Source organism: Streptomyces corchorusii (genome assembly GCF_001514055.1).
In the GTDB taxonomy this organism is placed as follows: domain Bacteria; phylum Actinomycetota; class Actinomycetes; order Streptomycetales; family Streptomycetaceae; genus Streptomyces; species Streptomyces olivaceoviridis.
In genome coordinates this window covers 304,597-325,224 of record NZ_KQ948357.1, presented here as the reverse complement: position 1 = coordinate 325,224, position 20,628 = coordinate 304,597, and the positions used below count along the sequence as shown (strand labels likewise).

Annotated in this window: 15 protein-coding genes and 1 tRNA gene; 9 read left to right on the top strand and 7 right to left on the bottom strand. The window is 71.0% G+C overall.

The window, feature by feature from the left end; genetic code table 11:
• Positions 1-73: 73 nt before the first annotated feature.
• From AQJ11_RS19955 to AQJ11_RS19935, 5 genes are all read left to right on the top strand, one after another.
• Complete coding sequence (locus tag AQJ11_RS19955; RefSeq protein ID WP_014672085.1) at positions 74-1,306, top strand: branched-chain amino acid ABC transporter substrate-binding protein; 1,233 nt, start codon at positions 74-76, stop codon at positions 1,304-1,306.
• Between the two features lie 114 nt (positions 1,307-1,420).
• Positions 1,421-2,353: a branched-chain amino acid ABC transporter permease gene (locus AQJ11_RS19950; protein ID WP_058080162.1), complete on the top strand. Its 933-nt coding sequence runs from the start codon at positions 1,421-1,423 to the stop codon at positions 2,351-2,353.
• A gap of 5 nt (positions 2,354-2,358) precedes the next feature.
• Positions 2,359-4,185 (top strand): branched-chain amino acid ABC transporter permease, encoded by a 1,827-nt coding sequence (locus tag AQJ11_RS19945; protein WP_059263911.1) that lies wholly within the window; start codon positions 2,359-2,361, stop codon positions 4,183-4,185.
• A gap of 5 nt (positions 4,186-4,190) precedes the next feature.
• A complete protein-coding gene (locus tag AQJ11_RS19940; RefSeq protein ID WP_059263910.1) occupies positions 4,191-5,132 on the top strand; it encodes an ABC transporter ATP-binding protein in 942 nt (313 codons plus the stop codon).
• Entirely contained in the window at positions 5,129-5,845 is a 717-nt protein-coding gene (locus tag AQJ11_RS19935) for an ABC transporter ATP-binding protein (protein ID WP_014672089.1), read from the top strand. The genes AQJ11_RS19940 and AQJ11_RS19935 overlap by 4 nt, the downstream gene beginning before the upstream one ends.
• A gap of 68 nt (positions 5,846-5,913) precedes the next feature.
• On the opposite strand, the gene AQJ11_RS19930 is transcribed toward AQJ11_RS19935, so the two are convergent.
• The gene (locus tag AQJ11_RS19930) at positions 5,914-6,570 is read right to left on the bottom strand and encodes an ANTAR domain-containing response regulator (RefSeq protein WP_014672090.1); all 657 of its coding nucleotides are present in this window, start codon (positions 6,568-6,570) and stop codon (positions 5,914-5,916) included.
• Positions 6,571-6,670: 100 nt separating this feature from the next.
• Here AQJ11_RS19930 and AQJ11_RS19925 point away from each other — a divergent pair.
• Positions 6,671-6,745 (top strand) — tRNA-Leu (locus AQJ11_RS19925).
• A gap of 105 nt (positions 6,746-6,850) precedes the next feature.
• On the top strand, positions 6,851-7,624 hold the full coding sequence (locus AQJ11_RS19920) for a helix-turn-helix domain-containing protein (RefSeq protein ID WP_059263909.1): 774 nt from the start codon (positions 6,851-6,853) through the stop codon (positions 7,622-7,624).
• Between the two features lie 26 nt (positions 7,625-7,650).
• Here AQJ11_RS19920 and pyk read toward each other — a convergent pair whose 3' ends face one another.
• On the bottom strand, positions 7,651-9,087 hold the full coding sequence (pyk, locus tag AQJ11_RS19915) for a pyruvate kinase (RefSeq protein ID WP_058080167.1): 1,437 nt from the start codon (positions 9,085-9,087) through the stop codon (positions 7,651-7,653).
• Positions 9,088-9,320: 233 nt separating this feature from the next.
• Here pyk and AQJ11_RS19910 point away from each other — a divergent pair, with 233 nt between their 5' ends.
• Entirely contained in the window at positions 9,321-11,126 is a 1,806-nt protein-coding gene (locus tag AQJ11_RS19910) for a bifunctional metallophosphatase/5'-nucleotidase (RefSeq protein ID WP_059263908.1), read from the top strand.
• A gap of 23 nt (positions 11,127-11,149) precedes the next feature.
• On the opposite strand, the gene AQJ11_RS19905 is transcribed toward AQJ11_RS19910, so the two are convergent.
• The 5 genes from AQJ11_RS19905 to AQJ11_RS19885 all read right to left on the bottom strand — a co-directional run bounded on the left by AQJ11_RS19905 (position 11,150) and on the right by AQJ11_RS19885 (position 18,474).
• Positions 11,150-12,562 carry a lysine N(6)-hydroxylase/L-ornithine N(5)-oxygenase family protein gene (locus AQJ11_RS19905; RefSeq protein ID WP_059263907.1) on the bottom strand — a complete coding sequence of 471 codons (1,413 nt, stop codon included), beginning with the start codon at positions 12,560-12,562 and terminating at the stop codon, positions 11,150-11,152.
• Positions 12,559-13,941, bottom strand: coding sequence for a pyridoxal phosphate-dependent decarboxylase family protein (locus tag AQJ11_RS19900; protein ID WP_059263906.1), 1,383 nt, complete (start codon positions 13,939-13,941; stop codon positions 12,559-12,561). The genes AQJ11_RS19905 and AQJ11_RS19900 overlap by 4 nt, the downstream gene beginning before the upstream one ends.
• A 638-nt stretch (positions 13,942-14,579) precedes the next feature.
• A complete protein-coding gene (gene pepN, locus AQJ11_RS19895; protein WP_059264034.1) occupies positions 14,580-17,072 on the bottom strand; it encodes an aminopeptidase N in 2,493 nt (830 codons plus the stop codon).
• 114 nt (positions 17,073-17,186) lie between these two features.
• On the bottom strand, positions 17,187-17,549 hold the full coding sequence (locus AQJ11_RS19890; protein ID WP_014672097.1) for a chorismate mutase: 363 nt from the start codon (positions 17,547-17,549) through the stop codon (positions 17,187-17,189).
• A gap of 34 nt (positions 17,550-17,583) precedes the next feature.
• On the bottom strand, positions 17,584-18,474 hold the full coding sequence (locus tag AQJ11_RS19885) for a helix-turn-helix domain-containing protein (protein WP_059263905.1): 891 nt from the start codon (positions 18,472-18,474) through the stop codon (positions 17,584-17,586).
• 153 nt (positions 18,475-18,627) lie between these two features.
• On the opposite strand from AQJ11_RS19885, the gene AQJ11_RS19880 reads away from it, so the two are divergent.
• The gene (locus tag AQJ11_RS19880; RefSeq protein ID WP_059263904.1) at positions 18,628-20,385 is read left to right on the top strand and encodes a glycoside hydrolase family 35 protein; all 1,758 of its coding nucleotides are present in this window, start codon (positions 18,628-18,630) and stop codon (positions 20,383-20,385) included.
• Positions 20,386-20,628 lie beyond the last annotated feature (243 nt).

Sequence of the window (20,628 nt, the reverse complement as noted above, 5' to 3'; positions counted from 1 at the left end):
TGTCCAATTCAGCGCGGCGCGCGACTCGGCCGCCTCCACAGGGAGACGGTTGTGCCTGGGGAAAGGACTGATCGTGCGTCAACGTTCGCTTATCGCCATCACCGCCGCGCTGGCGGCGGGAGCGCTCACCCTCACCGCCTGCGGCTCGCGCGACAGCGGCGACAAGGGCTCCGACTCCGGCAACGGCGGCAGCACCGTCGTCATCGGCGTCGACGCCCCCCTGACCGGCGACCTGTCCGCCATGGGCCTCGGTATCAAGAACTCGGCCGACCTCGCCGTGAGGAACGCCAACAAGCAGAACTACGTCAAGGGCATCACCTTCAAGATCGAGGCCCTCGACGACCAGAAGCAGCCGTCCCAGGGCCAGCAGAACGCCACCAAGCTCGTCGCCGACAGCGACGTCCTCGGCGTCGTCGGCCCGCTGAACTCCTCCGTCGCCGAGTCCATGCAGAAGGTCTTCGACGACGCCAAGCTCGTCGAGGTCTCCCCGGCCAACACCGGCCCGGCCCTCACCCAGGGCGCGAACTGGCAGACCAAGAAGGTGCGCCCCTACAAGTCGTACTTCCGCACCGCGACCACGGACGCCATCCAGGGCCCGTTCGCCGCCCAGTACGTCTTCAACACCGCCAAGAAGAAGAAGGTCTTCGTCATCGACGACAAGAAGACCTACGGCGCGGGCCTCGCCGGCACCTTCACCGAGGAGTTCAAGAAGCTCGGCGGCAAGGTCGTCGGCACCGAGCACATCAACCCCGACACCACGGACTTCTCCGCCGTCGCCACCAAGGTGAAGAACTCGGGTGCGGACGTCGTCTACTACGGCGGCGAATACCCGCAGGCCGGCCCGCTCAGCAAGCAGATCAAGGCCGCCGGCGCCAAGATCCCGCTCGTCGGCGGCGACGGCATCAACGACGCCACCTACGGCAAGCTGGCCGGTCCCGAGGCCACCGGCGACCTCGCCACCTCGGTCGGCGCCCCCGTCGAGTCGCTGCCCTCCGCCAAGCAGTTCGTCTCCGACTACAAGGCCGCAGGCTACAAGGACGAGTACTCCGCCTACGGCGGCTACTCCTACGACTCCGCCTGGGCGATCATCGAGGCCGTGAAGAAGGTCGTCGAGGACAACGGCGGCAAGCTGCCCTCCGACGCCCGCGCCAAGGTCACGGCCGCCATGCAGAACGTCTCCTTCGACGGTGTGACCGGCAAGGTCTCCTTCGACGAGTTCGGCGACGCCACGAACAAGCAGCTCACCGTGTACGCCGTCAAGAACGGTGCCTTCACGGCCGTCAAGTCCGGCACCTTCACCGGCTGACCACGCCCGCACCATCCTCACGAGCCGCGCGGGGCGCTGTTCCACTGGCGCCCCGCGCGGACTCGCATCCGGACACACCCGTCGAACTTTTCCGAACGTCTCGGAGGACATGCGGTGAACGAACTGCCGCAGCAGCTGGTCAACGGCCTGCTACTCGGATCCATGTACGGGCTGGTCGCCATCGGCTACACGATGGTCTATGGCATCGTCCAGCTCATCAACTTCGCCCACGGCGAGATATTCATGACCGGGGCGTTCGGCGCCCTCACGGTCTACGCGTACATCCTGCCCGACGGCACCTCCATGTGGGTCGCCCTGCCACTGATGCTCATCGGCGCCGTCCTGGTCGCCGTCCTCGTGGCCGTGGGAGCGGAGCGGTTCGCCTACCGGCCCCTGCGCAACGCCCCCCGCCTGGCCCCTCTCATCACGGCCATCGGCCTCTCCCTCGCCCTCCAGCAGGCCGTCTGGGCCTGGTACCCCGAGGCCAAATCCGCCCGCACGTTCCCGCAGATCGACGGAGGCCCCTTCCACCTCGGCAGTGTCACCATCCAGACCGGCGACGTCTTCCTCATCATCGCGGCCCCCATCAGCATGGCCGTCCTCGCCTACTTCGTCATGAGGACCCGCACCGGACGCGGCATGCAGGCCACCGCCCAGGACCCCGACACCGCCAAGCTCATGGGCATCGACACCGACCGCATCATCGTGGTCGCCTTCGCCCTCGGCGCCGCCTTCGCCGCCATCGGCGGCGTCGCCTACGGCCTGAAGTACGGCCAGATCGACTTCCGCATGGGCTTCATCCTCGGCCTCAAGGCCTTCACCGCGGCCGTCCTCGGCGGTATCGGCAACATCTACGGAGCCATGATCGGCGGCGTGGTCCTCGGCGTCGCCGAGACCCTGGCCACCGCCTACATCGCCGACATCCCGGGCATGGACAAGTTCGGCAGCCAGTCCTGGGCCGACGTCTGGGCCTTCGTACTCCTCATCCTCGTACTGCTGTTCAGGCCACAGGGCCTGCTCGGCGAGCGCGTCGCGGACAGGGCGTGAGACCGATGACCACACAGACCACCGCACCCGAGACACCCAGCGCCCGCAAGGCCGACACCCCGGCCGGCCTGCTGCCCCTGCCCGAGAAGGCCGCCCGCGCCCTCGCCCTCGGCGGCAGCGCGCTGACGATCGTCTCCACCTTCCTCGCCTGGACCTGGACCACCGACTTCCCCGGCGACCTCACCGTCTACGGCTACCCCGGCGGCCTCCAGGTCCTCGTCCTCATCGGCGCACTCCTCGCCACCCTGTTCGCACTCGCCTCCTACGGCATCCGCGGCCTCGGATGGCTCGTACCCGCCGGCCCCGACGCGGCCCTGCGGTTCGCCACCCTCGCCACCTTCGCCACCAGCTGGTACACGGTCCTCGCGATCAGCGTCGACCTCGGCGGACTCGTCAACCTGGAACCCGGCGGCTTCCTCGTCGCCCTCGGCAGCCTCGCCGCCCTCGCCGGCGCCCTCTCCCTGCCCTTCCAGCGCCCCGAACCCGAGCCGATCGACCCCGACGACACCGGCTGGGAGAAGTTCAAGCACGGCGCCGCGTACAAGTGGGAGACCACCAAGGCGGTCTTCACCGCCGGCGCCCCCCGGCCCGTGGCCACCCTGCCCTCGTACGCCGAGATCCTGATCATCGTCGCGATGCTCGCCCTCGGCCTCGTCGTCTTCACCTACGGCATCGGCACCGAGTACGACGAACAGTTCATCGGCTTCCTCATCACCGCGGGCTTCGGCTTCGCCGCCCTCAACAAGGCCGGCCTCATCGCCCACGCCTCGCAGATCGCCTCCCGGCACACGAACATCACCATCTGCGGCGCCTTCGTCGCGGCGGCACTGTTCCCCTTCACCCAGACCAACGACCAGTACGCGACCCTCGGCGTCTACATCCTCATCTTCGCCACCGTCGCCCTCGGCCTGAACATCGTCGTCGGCCTCGCCGGCCTCCTCGACCTCGGATACGTCGCCTTCCTCGGCGTCGGCGCCTACGCCGCGGCCCTGGTATCCGGCTCCCCCAACTCGCCCTTCGACGTCCACTTCCCGTTCTGGGCCGCCGTCCTCATCGGCGCCGCCGCCTCCCTCGTCTTCGGCGTCCTCATCGGCGCCCCCACCCTCCGCCTGCGCGGCGACTACCTCGCCATCGTCACCCTCGGCTTCGGCGAGATCTTCCGCATCACCGCCAACAACCTCGACGGCACCTCCGGACCCGACCTCACCAACGGCTCCAACGGCATCGCCTCCATCCCCAACCTCGACGTCCTCGGCTTCGACTTCGGCGCCCAGCACGACATGGGCGGCTTCACCATCGGCCGGTTCGCCAACTACTTCTTCCTCATGCTGATCATCACCGCGGTCGTGGTGCTGGTCTTCCGCCGCAGCGGCAACTCCCGCATCGGCCGCGCCTGGGTCGCCATCCGCGAGGACGAGACCGCCGCCCTCGCCATGGGCATCAACGGCTTCCGCGTCAAGCTCATCGCCTTCGCCGTCGGCGCCTCCCTCGCCGGACTCGCCGGCACCGTCCAGGCCCACGTCACCTACACCGTGACCCCCGAGCAGTACCTGTTCGCCGGGCCCATCCCGCCCAACTCCGCCTTCCTCCTCGCCGCGGTCGTCCTCGGCGGCATGGGCACCATCAGCGGCCCCCTCATCGGCGCCGCCCTGCTCTTCCTCATCCCCAACAAACTCCAGTTCCTCGGTGACTACCAGCTCTTCGCCTTCGGCCTCGCACTCATCCTGCTGATGCGGTTCCGCCCCGAGGGCCTCATCCCCAACCGGCGCCGCCAGCTCGAATTCCACGAAGAGGCGGAAGCACCCACCCTCCTGACGAAGGCGGGGGCCTGACCACCATGACCACCCACACCACCACCCAGGACACCCCCGGCGCCCCCGCGCCCGGCGAGACCGTCCTCGACGCCCGCGGCGTCACCATGCGCTTCGGCGGCCTCACCGCCGTACGCGGCGTCGACCTCACCGTCCGCGCCGGCGAGATCGTCGGCCTCATCGGCCCCAACGGCGCCGGAAAAACCACCTTCTTCAACTGCCTCACCGGCCTGTACGTCCCCACCGAGGGCGAAGTCCGCTACAAGGGCGACGTCCTGCCGCCCAAATCCTTCAAGGTCACCGCCGCCGGCATCGCACGCACCTTCCAGAACATCCGCCTGTTCGCCAACATGACGGTCCTGGAGAACGTGCTCGTCGGCCGGCACACCCGCACCAAAGAAGGCTTCTGGTCGGCCGTCCTGCGCGGCCCCGGCTTCCACAAGGCCGAGAAGGCCTCCAAGGACCGGGCCATGGAACTGCTCCAGTTCATCGGCCTCGACCACAAGGCCGAACACCTCGCCCGCAACCTCCCCTACGGCGAACAGCGCAAACTGGAGATCGCCCGCGCCCTCGCCAGCGAGCCCGGCCTGCTCCTCCTCGACGAGCCGACCGCCGGCATGAACCCGCAGGAGACCCGGGCCACCGAAGAACTGGTCTTCGCCATCCGCGACATGGGCATCGCCGTCCTCGTCATCGAGCACGACATGCGCTTCATCTTCAACCTCTGCGACCGCGTCGCCGTCCTCGTCCAGGGCGAGAAACTCATCGAAGGCGACAGCGCCACCGTCCAGGGCGACGAACGCGTCGTCGCGGCCTACCTCGGCGAACCCTTCGAAGACGCACCCGGCGCCGAGGAAGCGGCCGAGGTCGAAGCCGCCGAGGCACACGCCGGGACCACGGCCGAGGCCACCGGCGCACGCGCCGACACCACGACCGACGCCGCGCCCGGCAAGGAGAACGACCGATGACCGCACTGCTCGAAGTCGAGGACCTCAGGGTCGCCTACGGCAAGATCGAAGCCGTCAAGGGCATCTCCTTCAAAGTCGAGGCCGGTCAGGTCGTCACCCTCATCGGCACCAACGGCGCCGGCAAGACCACCACCCTGCGCACCCTGTCCGGACTGCTCAAGCCGGTCGGCGGACAGATCAGGTTCAACGGCAGATCGCTGAAGAAGATCCCCGCCCACCAGGTGGTCTCCCTCGGCCTCGCCCACTCCCCCGAGGGCCGGCACATCTTCCCGCGCATGAGCATCGAGGACAACCTGCGCCTCGGCGCGTTCCTGCGCAACGACAAACCCGGCATCGAGAAGGACATCCAGCGCGCCTACGACCTCTTCCCCATCCTCGGGGAGCGGCGCAAGCAGGCCGCGGGCACCCTCTCCGGCGGCGAGCAGCAGATGCTCGCCATGGGCAGGGCACTGATGTCCCAGCCGAAGCTGCTCATGCTGGACGAGCCGTCCATGGGCCTGTCGCCGATCATGATGCAGAAGATCATGGCGACGATCGCCGAGCTGAAGGCCCAGGGCACGACGATCCTGCTCGTCGAGCAGAACGCCCAGGCCGCCCTCTCGCTCGCCGACCAGGGACACGTCATGGAAGTCGGCAACATCGTCCTGTCCGGCACGGGACAGGACCTGCTGCACGACGAGTCGGTCCGCAAGGCCTACCTCGGCGAGGACTGACCGCCCGGGTACGACACAGGCCCGCGCCCCCTTCTCCGGGGCGCGGGCCTTCGTCGTACCGGACGGGCTCAGTCCTTCTTGGCCGCCTTCTTCTCCTCGTTGTCCGCGATGACCGCCTCCGCGACCTGCTGCATCGACATACGGCGGTCCATCGACGTCTTCTGGATCCAGCGGAACGCGGCCGGCTCGGTCAGGCCGTACTCGGTCTGGAGGATGGACTTCGCGCGGTCGACCAGCTTGCGGGTCTCCAGCCGCTGGGTGAGGTCGGCGACCTCCTGCTCCAGCTGCTTCAGCTCGGTGAACCGGGAGACGGCCATCTCGATCGCCGGGACGACGTCGCTCTTGCTGAACGGCTTGACCAGATAGGCCATGGCACCGGCGTCCCGGGCGCGCTCGACGAGGTCGCGCTGCGAGAAGGCGGTGAGCATCAGGACCGGCGCGATGGACTCACCGGCGATCTTCTCGGCCGCGGAGATGCCGTCCAGCTTGGGCATCTTCACGTCCAGGATGACCAGGTCCGGCTTGTGCTCGCGGGCCAGCTCGACGGCCTGCTCACCGTCCCCGGCCTCGCCGACGACGGTGTACCCCTCCTCCTCCAGCATCTCTTTCAGATCGAGCCGGATCAGGGCCTCGTCCTCGGCGATGACGACACGGGTCGTCAGCGGAGGCACGTGCGACTTGTCGTCGTCGGGCACGTCTACGGGCTGGGGCGACTCGGCGGTCACGGGGGCTCCTCGTTCAGGGCAGGGGTACTGCTGACAAGAGCCTACCTAGCTACGGTATGGTGGACGCGCGGAGGGTCAAGGGAAACCTTTGATTCTGTGAGCCCCGGTAGCCCAATTGGCAGCAGGCAATGGATTCAAAACCCATACAGTGTCGGTTCGAGTCCGACCCGGGGCACTTTTCCTTCGATTACAAGGTCAGCTGACGAAGCGGATGCTCTCGTTCTCGTGAACATCCGCTTTTCGCTGCGTGTCCCGGGGATCGCTCACGCAGAGTGTGCACATGTACGACATCAGCACACGCGAGCGAGCGGTTGCGTTGGTGGCGCAGGGGCGCAGCCTTCGCTCCGTGAGCAGGGAGCTGGGGGTCTCCCGCTATGCGATTCGCTCCTGGCAGGCTCGCATCGAGCCGATTCAACGCGTGAGCAAGCCCTGCCCCCGATGCCGGGACGTCCCCGGTCCGCCTGAGGACCCGGCCGCCTACGCCTACCTCCTCGGCCTCTACCTCGGCGACGGCTGCGTCAACGCTCACCGCAGAGGCGTCTACACCATGCGCGTGGTGCTGGACAACGCCTGGCCAGGCATCATCGACGCGTGCGAGGCGGCACTCCGCGCCGTGCGCCCGGACAACAGCGTCTTCCGTGTGCAGAAACAAGGCTGTGCAGCGGTCACCAGCACCAGCAAGCACTGGCCCTGTCTCTTCCCCCAGCACGGCCCCGGTAAGAAGCACGAGCGCCCCATCGTCCTGGAACCCTGGCAGCGGGCCATCGTCGACGCCCACCCGTGGGAGTTCGTCCGCGGCCTCATCCACTCGGACGGGTGCCGCATCACCAACTGGACGACCCGGCTCGTCGCCGGTGAGCGCAAGCGGTACGAGTATCCGCGCTACTTCTTCACCAACACCTCGGCCGACATCGTCCGCCTCTTCACCGGCACCCTCGACAAGGTCGGTATCGAGTGGAAGACGCTCAACCAGAGCCGCGCGGCCGTGACCGTCTCCATAGCCCGCAAGGCCTCCGTCGCCCTCATGGACGCCCACGTCGGCCCCAAGCACTGAAGAGAGCCCCGCAAGAGGGCCCCCTGTCACTTCGGGCTGTCGTCCTCGCCGATGTGGTGGACGCGGACCATGTTGGTCGAGCCGGAGACGCCGGGCGGGGAGCCGGCCGTGATCACCACGACGTCGCCCTTCTGGCAGCGGCCGTACTTCAGGAGCAGTTCGTCCACCTGGTCGACCATGGCGTCCGTGGAGTCCACGTGCGGACCGAGGAAGGTCTCCGCGCCCCAGGTGAGGCTGAGCTGGGAGCGGGTGGCCGGCTCCGGCGTGAAGGCCAGGAGGGGGATCGGGGAGCGGTAGCGGGAGAGGCGGCGGGCGGTGTCCCCGGACTGGGTGAACGCGACCAGGAACTTCGCGCCGAGGAAGTCGCCCATCTCGGCGGCGGCCCGGGCGACCGCGCCGCCCTGGGTGCGCGGTTTGTTCCGCTCGGTGAGCGGCGGCAGGCCCGCCGCCAGCATGTCCTCCTCGGCCGCTGCGACGATCTTCGCCATGGTGCGTACGGTCTCGACCGGGTACTTGCCGACGCTGGTCTCGCCGGAGAGCATGACCGCGTCCGTGCCGTCGAGGACCGCGTTGGCGACGTCGGAGGCCTCGGCGCGGGTGGGCCGGGAGTTCTCGATCATCGAGTCGAGCATCTGGGTGGCGACGATCACCGGCTTGGCATTGCGCTTGGCGAGCTTGATGGCGCGCTTCTGGACGATCGGCACCTGCTCCAGCGGCATCTCCACGCCGAGGTCGCCACGTGCGACCATCAGCCCGTCGAAGGCGGCCACGATGCCGTCGAGGTCGGCCACGGCCTGCGGCTTCTCGATCTTGGCGATGACGGGGAGGCGGCGGCCTTCCTCGGCCATGATCCGGTGCACGTCCACGACGTCGTCCCCGCTGCGGACGAAGGAGAGGGCGATGACGTCGAAGCCGGTGCGCAGCGCCCAGCGCAGGTCGTCCTCGTCCTTCTTGGAGAGGGCGGGGACGGAGACGGCCACGCCGGGGAGGTTCAGGCCCTTGTGGTCGGAGATGACACCGCCCTCGACCACCCGGGTGTGTACGCGGGGGCCGTCGACGTCGGTGACCTCCAGGCAGACCTTGCCGTCGTCCACGAGGATGCGCTCGCCGGGGGTGACGTCGGTGGCGAGGCCGGCGTGGGTGGTGCCGCACCGGTGGCGGTCGCCGTGGACGCCTTCCTCCACGGTGATGGTGAAGGTGTCGTCGCGTTCAAGGAGTACGGGTCCTTCGGCGAAGCGGCCGAGCCGGATCTTCGGGCCCTGAAGGTCGGCGAGGATTCCGACGCTGCGCCCGGTCTCGTCGGCCGCCTTTCGCACGCGCTGGTACCGCTCCTCGTGATCGGCGTGGGTGCCGTGGCTGAGGTTGAACCGGGCGACGTCCATTCCGGCCTCGACCAGTGCCTTGATCTGGTCGTACGAGTCGGTGGCGGGCCCCAGGGTACAAACGATCTTTGCTCGGCGCATGAGTCGAGCCTATGGCTTACCGGCGGGTAGAGAATTGGCGCCGTATGACCACTCAACAGACTTTCGGCAAAGGGTTATTGACAAGTGTTGAATTGTGCGGTGGTCCGCTCCTATGAGCGATGGTCACCAGATCGCAACCTTCCGGACCTGTTGCCGGAAGTCATGCCCAGGTCAGAATCTACGCGCGTTGTTGTACTCGCGCGTTGTTGTGCCACCGCCAAGGAGACCGAGACATGCCGTTGAACCGCCGGAAGTTCCTGAAGAAGTCCGCCGCCACCGGGGCGGGAGTGGCGATCGCCGGCGCGGCGGCGGCTCCGGCGGCCGAGGCGGCACAGGCCCAGAAGCCCGGGCACCCCGTGAAGCGGTACTCCCTGACCGTCATGGGCACCACCGACCTGCACGGGCACGTCTTCAACTGGGACTACTTCAAGGACGCCGAGTACACCGACAGCGCGGGCAACGCGACGGGCCTGGCCCGTATCTCCACCCTGGTCGAGCAGGTGCGCGAGGAGAAGGGCCGCTGCAACACGCTGCTCCTGGACGCCGGTGACACCATCCAGGGCACCCCGCTCACCTACTACTACGCCAAGGTCGACCCGATCACCGCCAAGGGCGGCCCGGTGCACCCGATGGCGCAGGCGATGAACGCGATCGGGTACGACGCGGCGGCCCTCGGCAACCACGAGTTCAACTACGGCATCGAGACGCTGCGGAAGTTCGAGGACCAGCTCGACTTCCCGCTGCTCGGTGCCAACGCGGTGGACGCGAAGACGCTGAAGCCCGCTTTCCCGCCGTACTTCATGAAGACGTTCCACGTGCCGGGCGCCAAGCCGGTCAAGGTCGCCGTGCTCGGTCTGACCAACCCGGGCATCGCGATCTGGGACAAGGCCTACGTCCAGGGCAAGCTGGCGTTCCCGGGGCTGGAGGAGCAGGCCGCGAAGTGGGTGCCGAAGCTGAGGTCGATGGGCGCGGACGTGGTCGTCGTCTCGGCGCACTCGGGCACCTCGGGCACGTCGTCGTACGGCGACCAGGTGCCGTACGTGGAGAACGCGGCGGCCAACGTGGCCAAGCAGGTGCCGGGCATCGACGCGATCCTGGTCGGCCACGCGCACCTGGAGATCCCGGAGCTGAAGGTCGTCAACGAGCAGACCGGCAAGACGGTCGTCCTGTCCGAGCCGCTGTGCTTCGCCGAGCGGCTGACCCTCTTCGACATCGAGCTGGTGTTCAGCAAGGGCCGCTGGGAGGTCGAGTCGGTCTCCGCCTCGCTGCGCAACTCCAACGGCGTCGCCGACGACCCGAAGATCACCAAGCTGCTCACCGACGAGCACAAGAAGGTCGTCGCGTACGTCAACCAGGTCGTGGGCCGGGCGACCGAGACCCTGACGACCGTCGAGGCCCGCTACAAGGACGCCCCGATCATCGACCTGATCACCAAGGTCCAGGAGGACGTGGTCAAGGCCGCGCTCGCCGGTACGGCGTACACCTCGCTGCCGGTGATCGCGCAGGCCTCGCCGTTCTCCCGGACCTCCGAGATCCCGGCCGGCGACGTCACCATCCGGGACCTGTCGAGCCTGTACGTGTACGACAACACGCTGGTCGCCAAGCTGCTGACGGGCGCCCAGGTCCGCGCCTACCTTGAGTACTCGGCGGGGTACTACGTCCAGACGGCCGCCGGCGCCACGGTGGACGTGGAGAAGCTGACCAACGCCGGTGGCCGCCCGGACTACAACTACGACTACGTCTCGGGCCTGTCGTACGACATCGACATCGCCCAGCCGGCTGGGTCGCGGATCAGGAACCTGACCTTCGGCGGGGCCCCGCTGGACGACGCGCAGGAGTTCGTGTTCGCCGTGAACAACTACCGGGCCAACGGCGGCGGTGCCTTCCCGCACGTCGCCACGGCCAAGGAGCTGTGGTCGGAGTCGACGGAGATCCGCACCCGGATCGCCGAGTGGGTGACCGCGAAGGGTGTCCTGGACCCGAAGGACTTCGCGTCGGCGGACTGGAAGCTGGTGCGCGACGGCAAGCCGGTGTTCTAGGGGTCACCCTCCCGCGGCGGCGCTCACCTGTCCTCGACGAGCGGGGTGAGCCGCTGGGGCTGTCTGCCCTGCGGGACCCGGGCCGCCGGCTCCTTAAGTCCGAAGGAGGTGAAGGCGGTCCGGGACGGGAGCGGGTACGGCTCCTTGCCGGTGAGCGAGTTGAGGATGGTGGCGCTGCGCCAGGCGGCGAGGCCGAGGTCGGGGGCGCCGACGCCGTGTGTGTGCAGTTCGGCGTTCTGGACGTAGACCGAGCCGGTGACCGAGGGGTCCAGCACGAGGCGGTAGTCCTCGTCGACGCGCGGGCGTTCGCTGCTGTCGCGGCGGATGTAGGGGTCGAGTCCGGCGAGGATGCGGTCGAGGGGGCGGTCGCGGTAGCCGGTGGCGAGGACGACGGCGTCGGTGGTGAGCCGGGAGCGGCTGTCCTGCTGGAGGTGCTCCAGGTGCAGCTCGATCTTGCTGGTGGCGATCCGGCCGGCGGTGCGGACGCGGACGCCGGGGGTGAGGACGGCGTCGGGCCAGCCGCCGTGCAGGCTGCGCCGGTACAGCTCGTCGTGGATGGCGGCGAGGGTGCCGGCGTCGATGCCCTTGTACAGCTGCCACTGGGCGGCGACCAGCCGGTCGCGGACGGGCTCGGTAAGGGCGTGGAAGTAGCGCGTGTAGTCGGGTGTGAAGTGTTCCAGGCCGAGCTTGGAGTACTCCATGGGTGCGAAGGCCTCGGTACGGCCGATCCAGTGCAGTCTCTCCTGGCCGGCCGGCCGGTGCCGGAGCAGGTCCAGGAAGACCTCGGCGCCGGACTGTCCGGAGCCGACGACGGTGACGTGCCCGGCGGCGAGGATGCTGTCGCGGTGGGCGAGGTAGTCGGCGGCGTGGACGACGGGCACGCCGGGCGCGTCCACGAGGGGTCTGAGGGGGTCGGGCACGTAGGGGGCGGTGCCGATGCCGAGGACGACGTTGCGGGCGTAGGTGCGGCCGAGGGCCTCGGCCTCGCCGTCGGCGTCCAGCTGGGTGAAGTCGACTTCGAACACGTCCTGTTCGGGGTTCCAGCGGACGCCGTCGACCTGGTGGCGGAAGCGCAGCCCGGGCAGTTGGCCGGCGACCCAGCGGCCGTAGGCGTCGTACTCGGCGCGCTGGATGTGGAGGTGCTCGGAGAAGTAGAAGGGGAAGAGCCGCTCGCGGGTCTTGAGGTAGTTGAGGAAGCTCCAGGGGCTGGTGGGGTCGGCGAGGGTCACGAGGTCGGCGAGGAACGGCACTTGGACGGTGGCGCCGTCGACGAGCAGGCCGGGGTGCCAGTCGAAGTCGGGGCGCTGTTCGTAGAAGACGGCGTCGAGTTCGGCGAGCGGCTGGGCGAGCGCGGCGAGGGAGAGGTTGCAGGGGCCGATGCCGACGCCGACCAGGTCGCGTGGGGAGGCCGGTTCGTGGCGTGGGGGGTGGGTCATCCGGGGAGGCTTCTTTCGGCGAGTTCGACGAGTTTGAGCAGGTGGGTCAGGTCGTCCGGCCGGGTGTGGGGGTTGAGGACGGTGGCCTTGAGCCAGAGCCGGCCGTCGAGTCGGGCGCGGCCGAGGACGGCCCGGCCCTCGTGCAGCAGTCGTCGGCGGACGGTGGCCACGGCGTCGTCGTCGGCCTCGGCCGGCCGGAACAGGACGGTGCTGATGACGGGGCGGTCGTACAGCTCGAAGCCGGGGTGCTCGCGGATCTGTGCGGCGAACTCGCGGGCGCGGGCGCAGACCTGGTCGACCAGGGCGCCGACTCCGCTGCGGCCCAGTGTCTTCAGGGTGACGGCGATCTTCAGGATGTCGGGGCGGCGGCTGGTGCGCGGGGAGCGGCCGAGCAGGTCGGGGAGTCCGGCCTCGGTGTCGTCGTCGGCGTTCAGGTAGTCGGCGCGCTGGTGGAGTGCGGTGAGTTCGTGGGGGCGGGCGACGGCGAGGAGTCCGGCGGCGACCGGTTGCCAGCCGAGTTTGTGCAGGTCGAGGGTGACGGTGTGGGCGGTTTCGAGTCCGGCGAGTTGGTCGCGGTGCCGGTCGCTGAACAGCAGGCCGCCGCCGTAGGCCGCGTCGATGTGCAGGCGGGCGCCGTGGGCGGTGCACAGTCGGGCGATCTCGGGCAGCGGGTCGATGAGGCCGGCGTCGGTGGTGCCGGCGGTGGCGGTGACGAGCAGCGGGCCGGGGAGCGCGGTGAGGGCCGCGTAGAGGGCGGCCGGGTCGAGGGTGCCGCCCGGTGCCGGGATGACGACCGGGTCGGGCAGGCCGAGCAGCCAGGCGGCGCGGGGCAGCGAGTGGTGGGCGTTCGCGCCGCACACGAGGCGCACGCCGGCGTGTGCCTCGCGGGCGAGCAGCAGGGCGAGTTGGTTGGACTCGGTGCCGCCGGTGGTGACGAGGGCGTCGGCGAGCCCGGCCGTGCGGGCGAGGGCGCGGGTGACGGCGGCCTCCAGGGCGGAGGCGGCCGGGGCCTGGTCCCAGGAGTCCAGGGAGGGGTTGAGGGCGCTGGCGGCGAGGTCGGCGGCGGTGGCCACGGCGAGCGGCGGGCAGTGCAGGTGGGCCGCGCACAGCGGGTCGGCGGGGTCGGCGGAGCCCGCGGCGAGCGCGTGCACGAGGGTGCGCAGGGCGTCCGGGTCGCCGGTGTCGGGCAGGACGTCCCCGAGGGCGTCGGCGACGCGTGTGGCGACGGCGTCCGGTCCGCCGGCGGGCAGTGGTCCGCCGCGTTCGTCGCGGCCGGCCGCGAGGGCGTCGAGCACGGTGTCGAGGAGGGGCCGCAGGGCGTCGGGGCCGGCGGGGCCGGAGGCGAGGGGCGGCAGGCTCGTGGGCTCTCCTGCGCTCATGGGCTCTCCTCCGGGCAGGGGAACGTCCGGCGGGCGTCCAGGGCCCGGGCTTCCGGCGTGTGGGTGGAGTTCCAGCTTGTACCGGATGGGGTCCCTGTGTCCCGGAAGCCGGGCGAACGGAACCCGAAAGTGTGTACTGCCGTACCCCTGTGAGGGGTTGGGGCGGCCGGCTCCTCGGGTCCGCGCCCGGAGGCCGGCGGCGTGGTCCCGGGCCCGTGGGGCGGGGGTGCGGGCCGGGGTTCCGGTGAGCGGGCACTTGGGGCGGCACGTGCTGGAAGGGCTCCGGGCGGTCTCAACGGACGTCGGCCGGGGCGGTCTCCAGGGACGCCGGCCGGGGCGACGAAGCTGTTCCTGTGCGCGCGGGCGACCGTCCGGGGCGGCGCTCTGACGGGCTCCGCCCCGGCGGGGTGACCGTGGACGGGGGCTCGGCCGGTCCGCCGCGTCATCGGCAGGGACCGGCCGCGTCCTGCGGCGTCGGAGCTGTGCCGGGCAGCGAGCGGACGTCGGAGCTGTGCCGGGCAGCGAGCGGGCGTCGGAGCTGTGCCGGGCAGCGGGCGGGCGTCGGACCTGTGCCGGCCCACGCCCGCCCGCTCCCGCTCCGTGCGCTCCCGCTCCGTGCGCTCCTGCTCCGCCCGCTCCTACTCCGCCCGCTCCTCGCCGCGCACCTTCAGGGCGCGGGACAGGTCGTCCAGCCGGTCGGCGAGGGTGCGGCGCAGGGCCGGGGTGAGGTCCGCGTCGCGCAGGCAGGCCTCGCCGAGGCGGAGGTTCTCGGCGTCGACGGCGTGGGCCGGGAAGCACCAGCGGCCGGCGGCGACGGCGATGGCGGGGCCGCGGCGGGCGGCCACGGCGACCGCGTCCGTGTAGAAGCGCGCCACGTACTCCCGTACCAGGTCGGCCTGTTCGGGCTGCCAGAAGCCCTGGGCGGTGGCCGTGAAGAGGTAGTTGGACAGGTCGTCGCCGGCGAACATCGCCTCCCAGGCGGTGCGCTTGGCCTCCGGGTCGGGCAGGGCGGCGCGGCAGCGGGCGGCGCCCTCCTGGCCGGTGGCGCTCGGGTCGCGCGCCAGCTCGGCGGCGATGGCGTCCTCGTCGGTGGCGCCGAGCACGGCGAGCCGGGCGAGGATGCGCCAGCGCAGTTCGGGGTCGAGTTCCGGTCCGCCGGGCACTGTGCCGTCGGCGAGCCAGGCGGCGATGGTCTCCGGGTGGGCGGCGACGTCGATCAGGTGCCGTACCGCGATCAGCCGCAGGCCGGGGTGGTCTCCGTCCTCGGTGCGTCGCAGCAGGTCGCGGCAGAGCGAGGTGAGGGTGGCCAGGGCGGCCGGGCGGTCCTGCGGTGTCAGGTACTGGTTGGCGAGCTGGCCGGCGGCGAAGGCGAGGACGCCCTCGGTGACGGCCAGGTCGGTCTCGCGCGGCAGGTGGGCGCGGGCCGTCTCCAGGTAGGCGGCGGGCGCGAGTTCGCCGTCGCGGACGGCGTCCCTGAGGGCGTTCCACACGACCGCGCGGGTGAGCGGGTCGGGCAGGCCGGACAGGCTGGTGCGGAGCGTGTCGAAGGAGGCGGTGTCGAAGCGGATCTTGGCGTAGGTGAGGTCGCCGTCGTTGAGGAGGACGAGTGCGGGGCGCTTGCCGATGGGCTGCGGCGCGGTCTGCGGCACGTCGAGGCCGATGCGCTCGCGCAGCAGCAGCCGGCCCTCCTCGGCGACGTCGTGGTCGTACAGTCCGGCGCTGAGGCGGTGCGGGCGGCTGCCCGTGCGGTCGGCGGTCAGCGCGCAGGTGCCGCCGGTGGGGGCGATCCGCGGGGTGAGCGTGTCGACGCCGGTGGTGCGCAGCCAGCTGTCGGCCCAGGCGTGCACGTCGCGGTCGGTGGCGGAGGCGAGGGAGTCGATGAAGTCGGCGAGGGTGGCGTTGCCGAACTTGTGCCGCGTGAAGTGGGCGTTGATGCCGGCGAGGAAGTCCTTCTCGCCGAGCCAGGCGGCCAGCTGGCGCAGTGCGGAGGCGCCCTTGGCGTAGGAGATGCCGTCGAAGTTGAGCAGGGCGGAGGCCGTGTCGTCGACGTTCTCGGGGGCGACGGGGTGGGTGGTGGGCCGCTGGTCGGCGTCGTAGCCCCAGGACTTGCGGGTGACGCCGAACTCGGTCCAGGGGTCGGTGAAGCGGGTGGCCTCGGCGGTGGTCTGGTAGCCCATGTACTCGGCGAAGGACTCGTTCAGCCAGATGTCGTCCCACCACTTGAGGGTGACGAGGTCGCCGAACCACATGTGGGCCATCTCGTGGGCGATGACCATGGCGCGGGTCTGCCGCTCGGTGTCGGTGACGGCGGAGCGGTAGACGAATTCGTCGCGGAAGGTGACCAGGCCCGGGTTCTCCATGGCGCCCGCGTTGAACTCGGGGACGAACGCCTGGTCGTAGGAGTCGAAGGGGTAGGGCTCCTCGAACTTCTCGTGGTAGCGGTCGAAGCACGCGCGCGTGATGTCGAGGATCTCGTCGGCGTCGGTGTCGAGGTGGGGTGCGAGGGAGCGGCGGCAGTGGATGCCGAAGGGCAGTCCGCGGTGCTCGGTGCGCACGGAGTGCCAGGGGCCGGCGGCGACGGCGACGAGGTAGGTGGAGACGGGCGGGGTGGGCGCGGCCTGCCAGAGGCCGTCGCCGCGGTGTTCGGTGACGCCGTTGGCGAGGACGCTCCAGCCCGCGGGCGCCTTGACGGAGACCTCGAAGGCGGCCTTCAGGTCGGGCTGGTCGAAGGCGGCGAAGACGCGCTGGACGTCGTCCAGGAACATCTGGGTGTAGACGTACGTCTCGCCGTCGCTGGGGTCGGTGAAGCGGTGCATGCCCTCGCCGGTGCGGGAGTAGCGCATGACCGCGTCGACGCGCAGTTCGTGCTCGCCGGCGGCGAGGTTCTTCAGCGGCAGCCGGTCCTCGCACAGGGACTCCGGGTCGAGCGGCTGTCCGTCGAGCGTGACACCGCGCAGCTCGGCGGGCTTCAGCTCGACGAACGTGTCCCCGTCGGACCGCGCCGTGAACCGGATCGCGGTACGGGAGTCGAAGGTCTCGTCACCGGTCGTGAGGTCGAGTTCGACCGTGTACCGGTGGACGTCGAGGAACTGTGCTCGGAGCTGCGCTTCGTCGCGCGTGAGTACGGACATGCACGCCATGCTGCCTGATGGGGCCGACAGCGCACAGGGGCGGATCGGTACATGGCTTTTGTCCCCTGCGCGCCCCCTCGCCCACGCGTCCGGCCGGGCGCCTCCGGGCCCTGGTCAGGGCCGTGCTCGGTCCTCGTGCGCCGGATGTGCGTTGTGGGTGTCCTCGGCGATGCTTTCGTGGTGCCGGATCACCTCGGCGATGATGAAGTTGAGGAATTTCTCGGCGAACGCGGGGTCGAGCTTGGCGTTCTCGGCGAGGCGGCGCAGGCGTTCGATCTGCCGGGCCTCGCGGGCCGGGTCGGCGGGCGGCAGCTGGTGCAGCGCCTTGAGCCGGCCGACCTGCTGGGTGCACTTGAAGCGCTCGGCGAGCATGTGGACGACGGCCGCGTCGATGTTGTCGATGCTGTCGCGCAGCCGCTCCAGTTCCTGGCGGACCTCGGGGTCGTCGGCACCGGTGCCGGTGTTGCTGGTGGTCATGGGGGCTCACCCTATGCGCTTCACGGGCCGGGCCCTATGGGGTGTCCGGGGAGTGGATCACCGGCGGATCGCCGGGGTCGGGGACGCGGTCGCTCCAGCCGCCGGGGACGGTGTGGCCCTGCTGGGCGCGGAACCGGACGGGGGCGAGGCCCACGCGCCGGGAGAACAGCCGGGAGAAGTAGGCGGGGTCGTCGTAGCCGACGCGGCGGGCGACGGCCGCGACGGGCAGCTCGGTGCCGGCGAGGAGGTCCTTGGCCCGGCCGAGCCGGATGCCGAGCAGGTAGTCCTTCGGGGTGCGGCCGGCCGCCCGGCGGACCGCGTCGCGCAGCTCGGCGGTGGTCATCCCGTGCCGGGCGGCGTGGTCGGCGACGCTCAGCGGTGCGCAGGCGTCCCGGGCCAGGGCCGCCAGCAGCTGGTCGGCGCCGGGGGCGAGGTCGGCGCGGGCGCGGCGCAGCGCGACGAGGAGTTCGTGGACGGCGGCGCCGGTCTCCACTTCCAGCAGGGGGTTGTCGCGGCGGGCGGCCCGGGCGAGGCGGGTGATGACCGCGCGGGGTCCGGCGGCGTCGGAGAGCGGGACGACGGGCCGGTCGGGTTCGATGTAGCCGAGGTCGCGGTAGGCGGTCGTGGCGGGTCCGGTGAAGTCGACGAAGCCCTCGTCCCAGCCGGTGTCCGGGTCGGGCGCGTAGTGGTGGGGGACGCCGGGGGTGAGCCACAGCAGCGCGGGCGCGGTGACGGTCGTACGGCGGCCGTCGGCGCCGCGGTACCAGCCGCCGCCCGCGCTGATCACCACGGCGACGTGGTGGTCGAGGGTGCGCGGGCCGACGGTGGGCAGCGCGCCGTGCTGGAGGCCGACGCCGAGGCAGGCCAGGCCGAGGCGGTGGTGGGCGGGGCCGGGGGTGAGGAACCGCATCCAGGTCCGGTACATCGGCGCTCCTGCCGCCGTGCCGCGCGGCGCGTGGTCGTCCGGGCGGCGCCGCTCTTCCTATTGTCCAAGCAGTGGTGATCTTCGTCCATGGCGCCGGTCGCCGGTAGGGGTGAGGCTGAGGCCCTAGGACGAGATCAGGGTGGGGGGCGGCGCATGAGCGCGTTCGCGGTCGGGGAGTCCGGGTTCCTGCTGGACGGGCGGCCGGTGCGGCTGCTGTCCGGGGCGCTGCACTACTTCCGGGTGCACGAGGACCAGTGGGGGCACCGGCTGGCGATGCTGCGGGCGATGGGCCTGAACTGTGTGGAGACGTACGTCCCGTGGAACCTGCACGAGCCGCGTCCGGGCGTCTTCCGGGACGTGGGGGCGGTCGGCCGGTTCCTGGACGCGGTCCGCGGGGCGGGCCTGTGGGCGATCGTGCGGCCGGGGCCCTACATCTGCGCCGAGTGGGAGAACGGCGGGCTGCCGGTGTGGCTGACGGGCGAGCCGGGCACGCGCGCGCGTACGTGTGACGAGCGGTACCTGCGCCATGTCCGGAACTGGTTCCAGCGGCTGCTGCCCGAGATCGTGCCCCGCCAGATCGACCGCGGCGGTCCGGTGGTCATGGTCCAGGTGGAGAACGAGTACGGCAGCTACGGCAGTGACACCGGCCATCTGGAGGAGCTGGCCGGCGTGCTGCGCGCCGAGGGGGTCACCGCCGCGCTGTGCACCTCGGACGGCCCCGAGGACCACATGCTGACCGGGGGTTCGCTGCCCGGGGTGCTCGCCACGGTGAACTTCGGCTCCCACGCGCGCGTGGCCTTCGAGACGCTGCGCCGCCACCGCCCCGGGGGCCCGCTGATGTGCATGGAGTTCTGGTGCGGCTGGTTCGACCACTGGTCCGGTGAGCACGCCGTACGGGATCCGGCCGAGGCCACCGAGGCGCTGCGGGAGATCCTGGAGTGCGGGGCGTCGGTGAACCTCTACATGGCGCACGGCGGCACGAGCTTCGGCGGCTGGGCGGGTGCCAACCGGGGCGGCGGCGAGCTGCACGAGGGCCCGCTGGAGCCGGACGTGACCTCGTACGACTACGACGCGCCGGTGGACGAGTACGGCCGCCCCACGGAGAAGTTCTGGCGCTTCCGCGAGGTGCTGGCCGCCTACCGGCCCGGCCCGCTGCCCGACCCGCCCTCGCGGCCCGCCGCGCTGGCGGCCCCGGCCGGGGCGGAGCTCACCGGCTGGGCGCCGCCGGCCGACGTCCTGGAGGCGCTGGGCGGTCCGGAGACGGCCGGCCCCGTGCCGCCCACGTTCGAGGAGCTGGGGATCGCCCGGGGCCTCGTGCGCTACACGGTGGACGTGCCCGGCCCCCGGCGGCCGTACCCGCTGACCGTGCGCGGGCTGCGGGATCTCGCGGTGGTGTACGTCGACGGGGAGCGGGCCGGGGTGCTGACGGAGGCGGAGCCGCGGCTGGAGGAGCCGGTCGCGGGCCCCGCGCGCGTGGAGCTGTGGGTGGAGTCCCTGGGGCGGGTGAACTACGGGCCCCGGCTCGGTGAGGCGAAGGGCGTCACGGGCGGTGTCCTGCACGAGCGGCAGTATCTGCACGGGGTACGCGCGCGTGGGCTGGACCTGGACGCGTTCGCCGACGGGGTGGACGCGGTGCCCTTCGGCCCGGTGCCCGGGGACGGGGCGCCGGGTCTGTACCGGGGCACGGTCACGGTCCGCGGGGCCGGGGACGCGCGGCTGGAGCTGCCGGGCGGGACGCGGGGCTTCGTCTGGATCAACGGTTTCAACCTGGGACGTTACTGGGCGGTGGGCCCGCAGCGGTCGCTGTACGTCCCCGGGCCGGTGCTGCGGGAGGGCGCGAACGAGGTGTGGCTGCTGGAACTGGACGGCGGCACACCGGACGGACCGGCACCGCGGCTGGTGCCGGTGTGACGGGCGGTGGCGGTGTGACGGGAGGTGGGGAGTGTGACGGGTGGTCGGAGCCCTTCTCGCCTGCCATCCGGGTGACCGACGGCATCGGGACCCTCCCCGACCACGGCACGGGGGCTGTCCGGACGCCGAACGCCACCAGGGCCCCTTCCCGACCGCTGTCCGGGTGACTGCCGACCGAAGGGCCGTTCCCGTGCCGCCGTCCCGCCTACAGTGGTAGGGAGTTCCGGCGGCTTCAGGGGGTGC

Coding starts and splice junctions, on each gene's coding strand:
- AQJ11_RS19890 (WP_014672097.1), bottom strand. CDS start 17,549: ATGACCACCAGCAACACCGGCACCGGTGCCGACGACCCCGAGGTCCGC.
- AQJ11_RS19885 (WP_059263905.1), bottom strand. CDS start 18,474: ATGTACCGGACCTGGATGCGGTTCCTCACCCCCGGCCCCGCCCACCAC.
- AQJ11_RS19880 (WP_059263904.1), top strand. CDS start 18,628: ATGAGCGCGTTCGCGGTCGGGGAGTCCGGGTTCCTGCTGGACGGGCGG.
- AQJ11_RS19920 (WP_059263909.1), top strand. CDS start 6,851: ATGTACGACATCAGCACACGCGAGCGAGCGGTTGCGTTGGTGGCGCAG.
- pyk (WP_058080167.1), bottom strand. CDS start 9,087: ATGCGCCGAGCAAAGATCGTTTGTACCCTGGGGCCCGCCACCGACTCG.
- AQJ11_RS19900 (WP_059263906.1), bottom strand. CDS start 13,941: ATGAGCGCAGGAGAGCCCACGAGCCTGCCGCCCCTCGCCTCCGGCCCC.
- AQJ11_RS19910 (WP_059263908.1), top strand. CDS start 9,321: ATGCCGTTGAACCGCCGGAAGTTCCTGAAGAAGTCCGCCGCCACCGGG.
- AQJ11_RS19905 (WP_059263907.1), bottom strand. CDS start 12,562: ATGACCCACCCCCCACGCCACGAACCGGCCTCCCCACGCGACCTGGTC.
- AQJ11_RS19945 (WP_059263911.1), top strand. CDS start 2,359: ATGACCACACAGACCACCGCACCCGAGACACCCAGCGCCCGCAAGGCC.
- AQJ11_RS19935 (WP_014672089.1), top strand. CDS start 5,129: ATGACCGCACTGCTCGAAGTCGAGGACCTCAGGGTCGCCTACGGCAAG.
- AQJ11_RS19940 (WP_059263910.1), top strand. CDS start 4,191: ATGACCACCCACACCACCACCCAGGACACCCCCGGCGCCCCCGCGCCC.
- pepN (WP_059264034.1), bottom strand. CDS start 17,072: ATGTCCGTACTCACGCGCGACGAAGCGCAGCTCCGAGCACAGTTCCTC.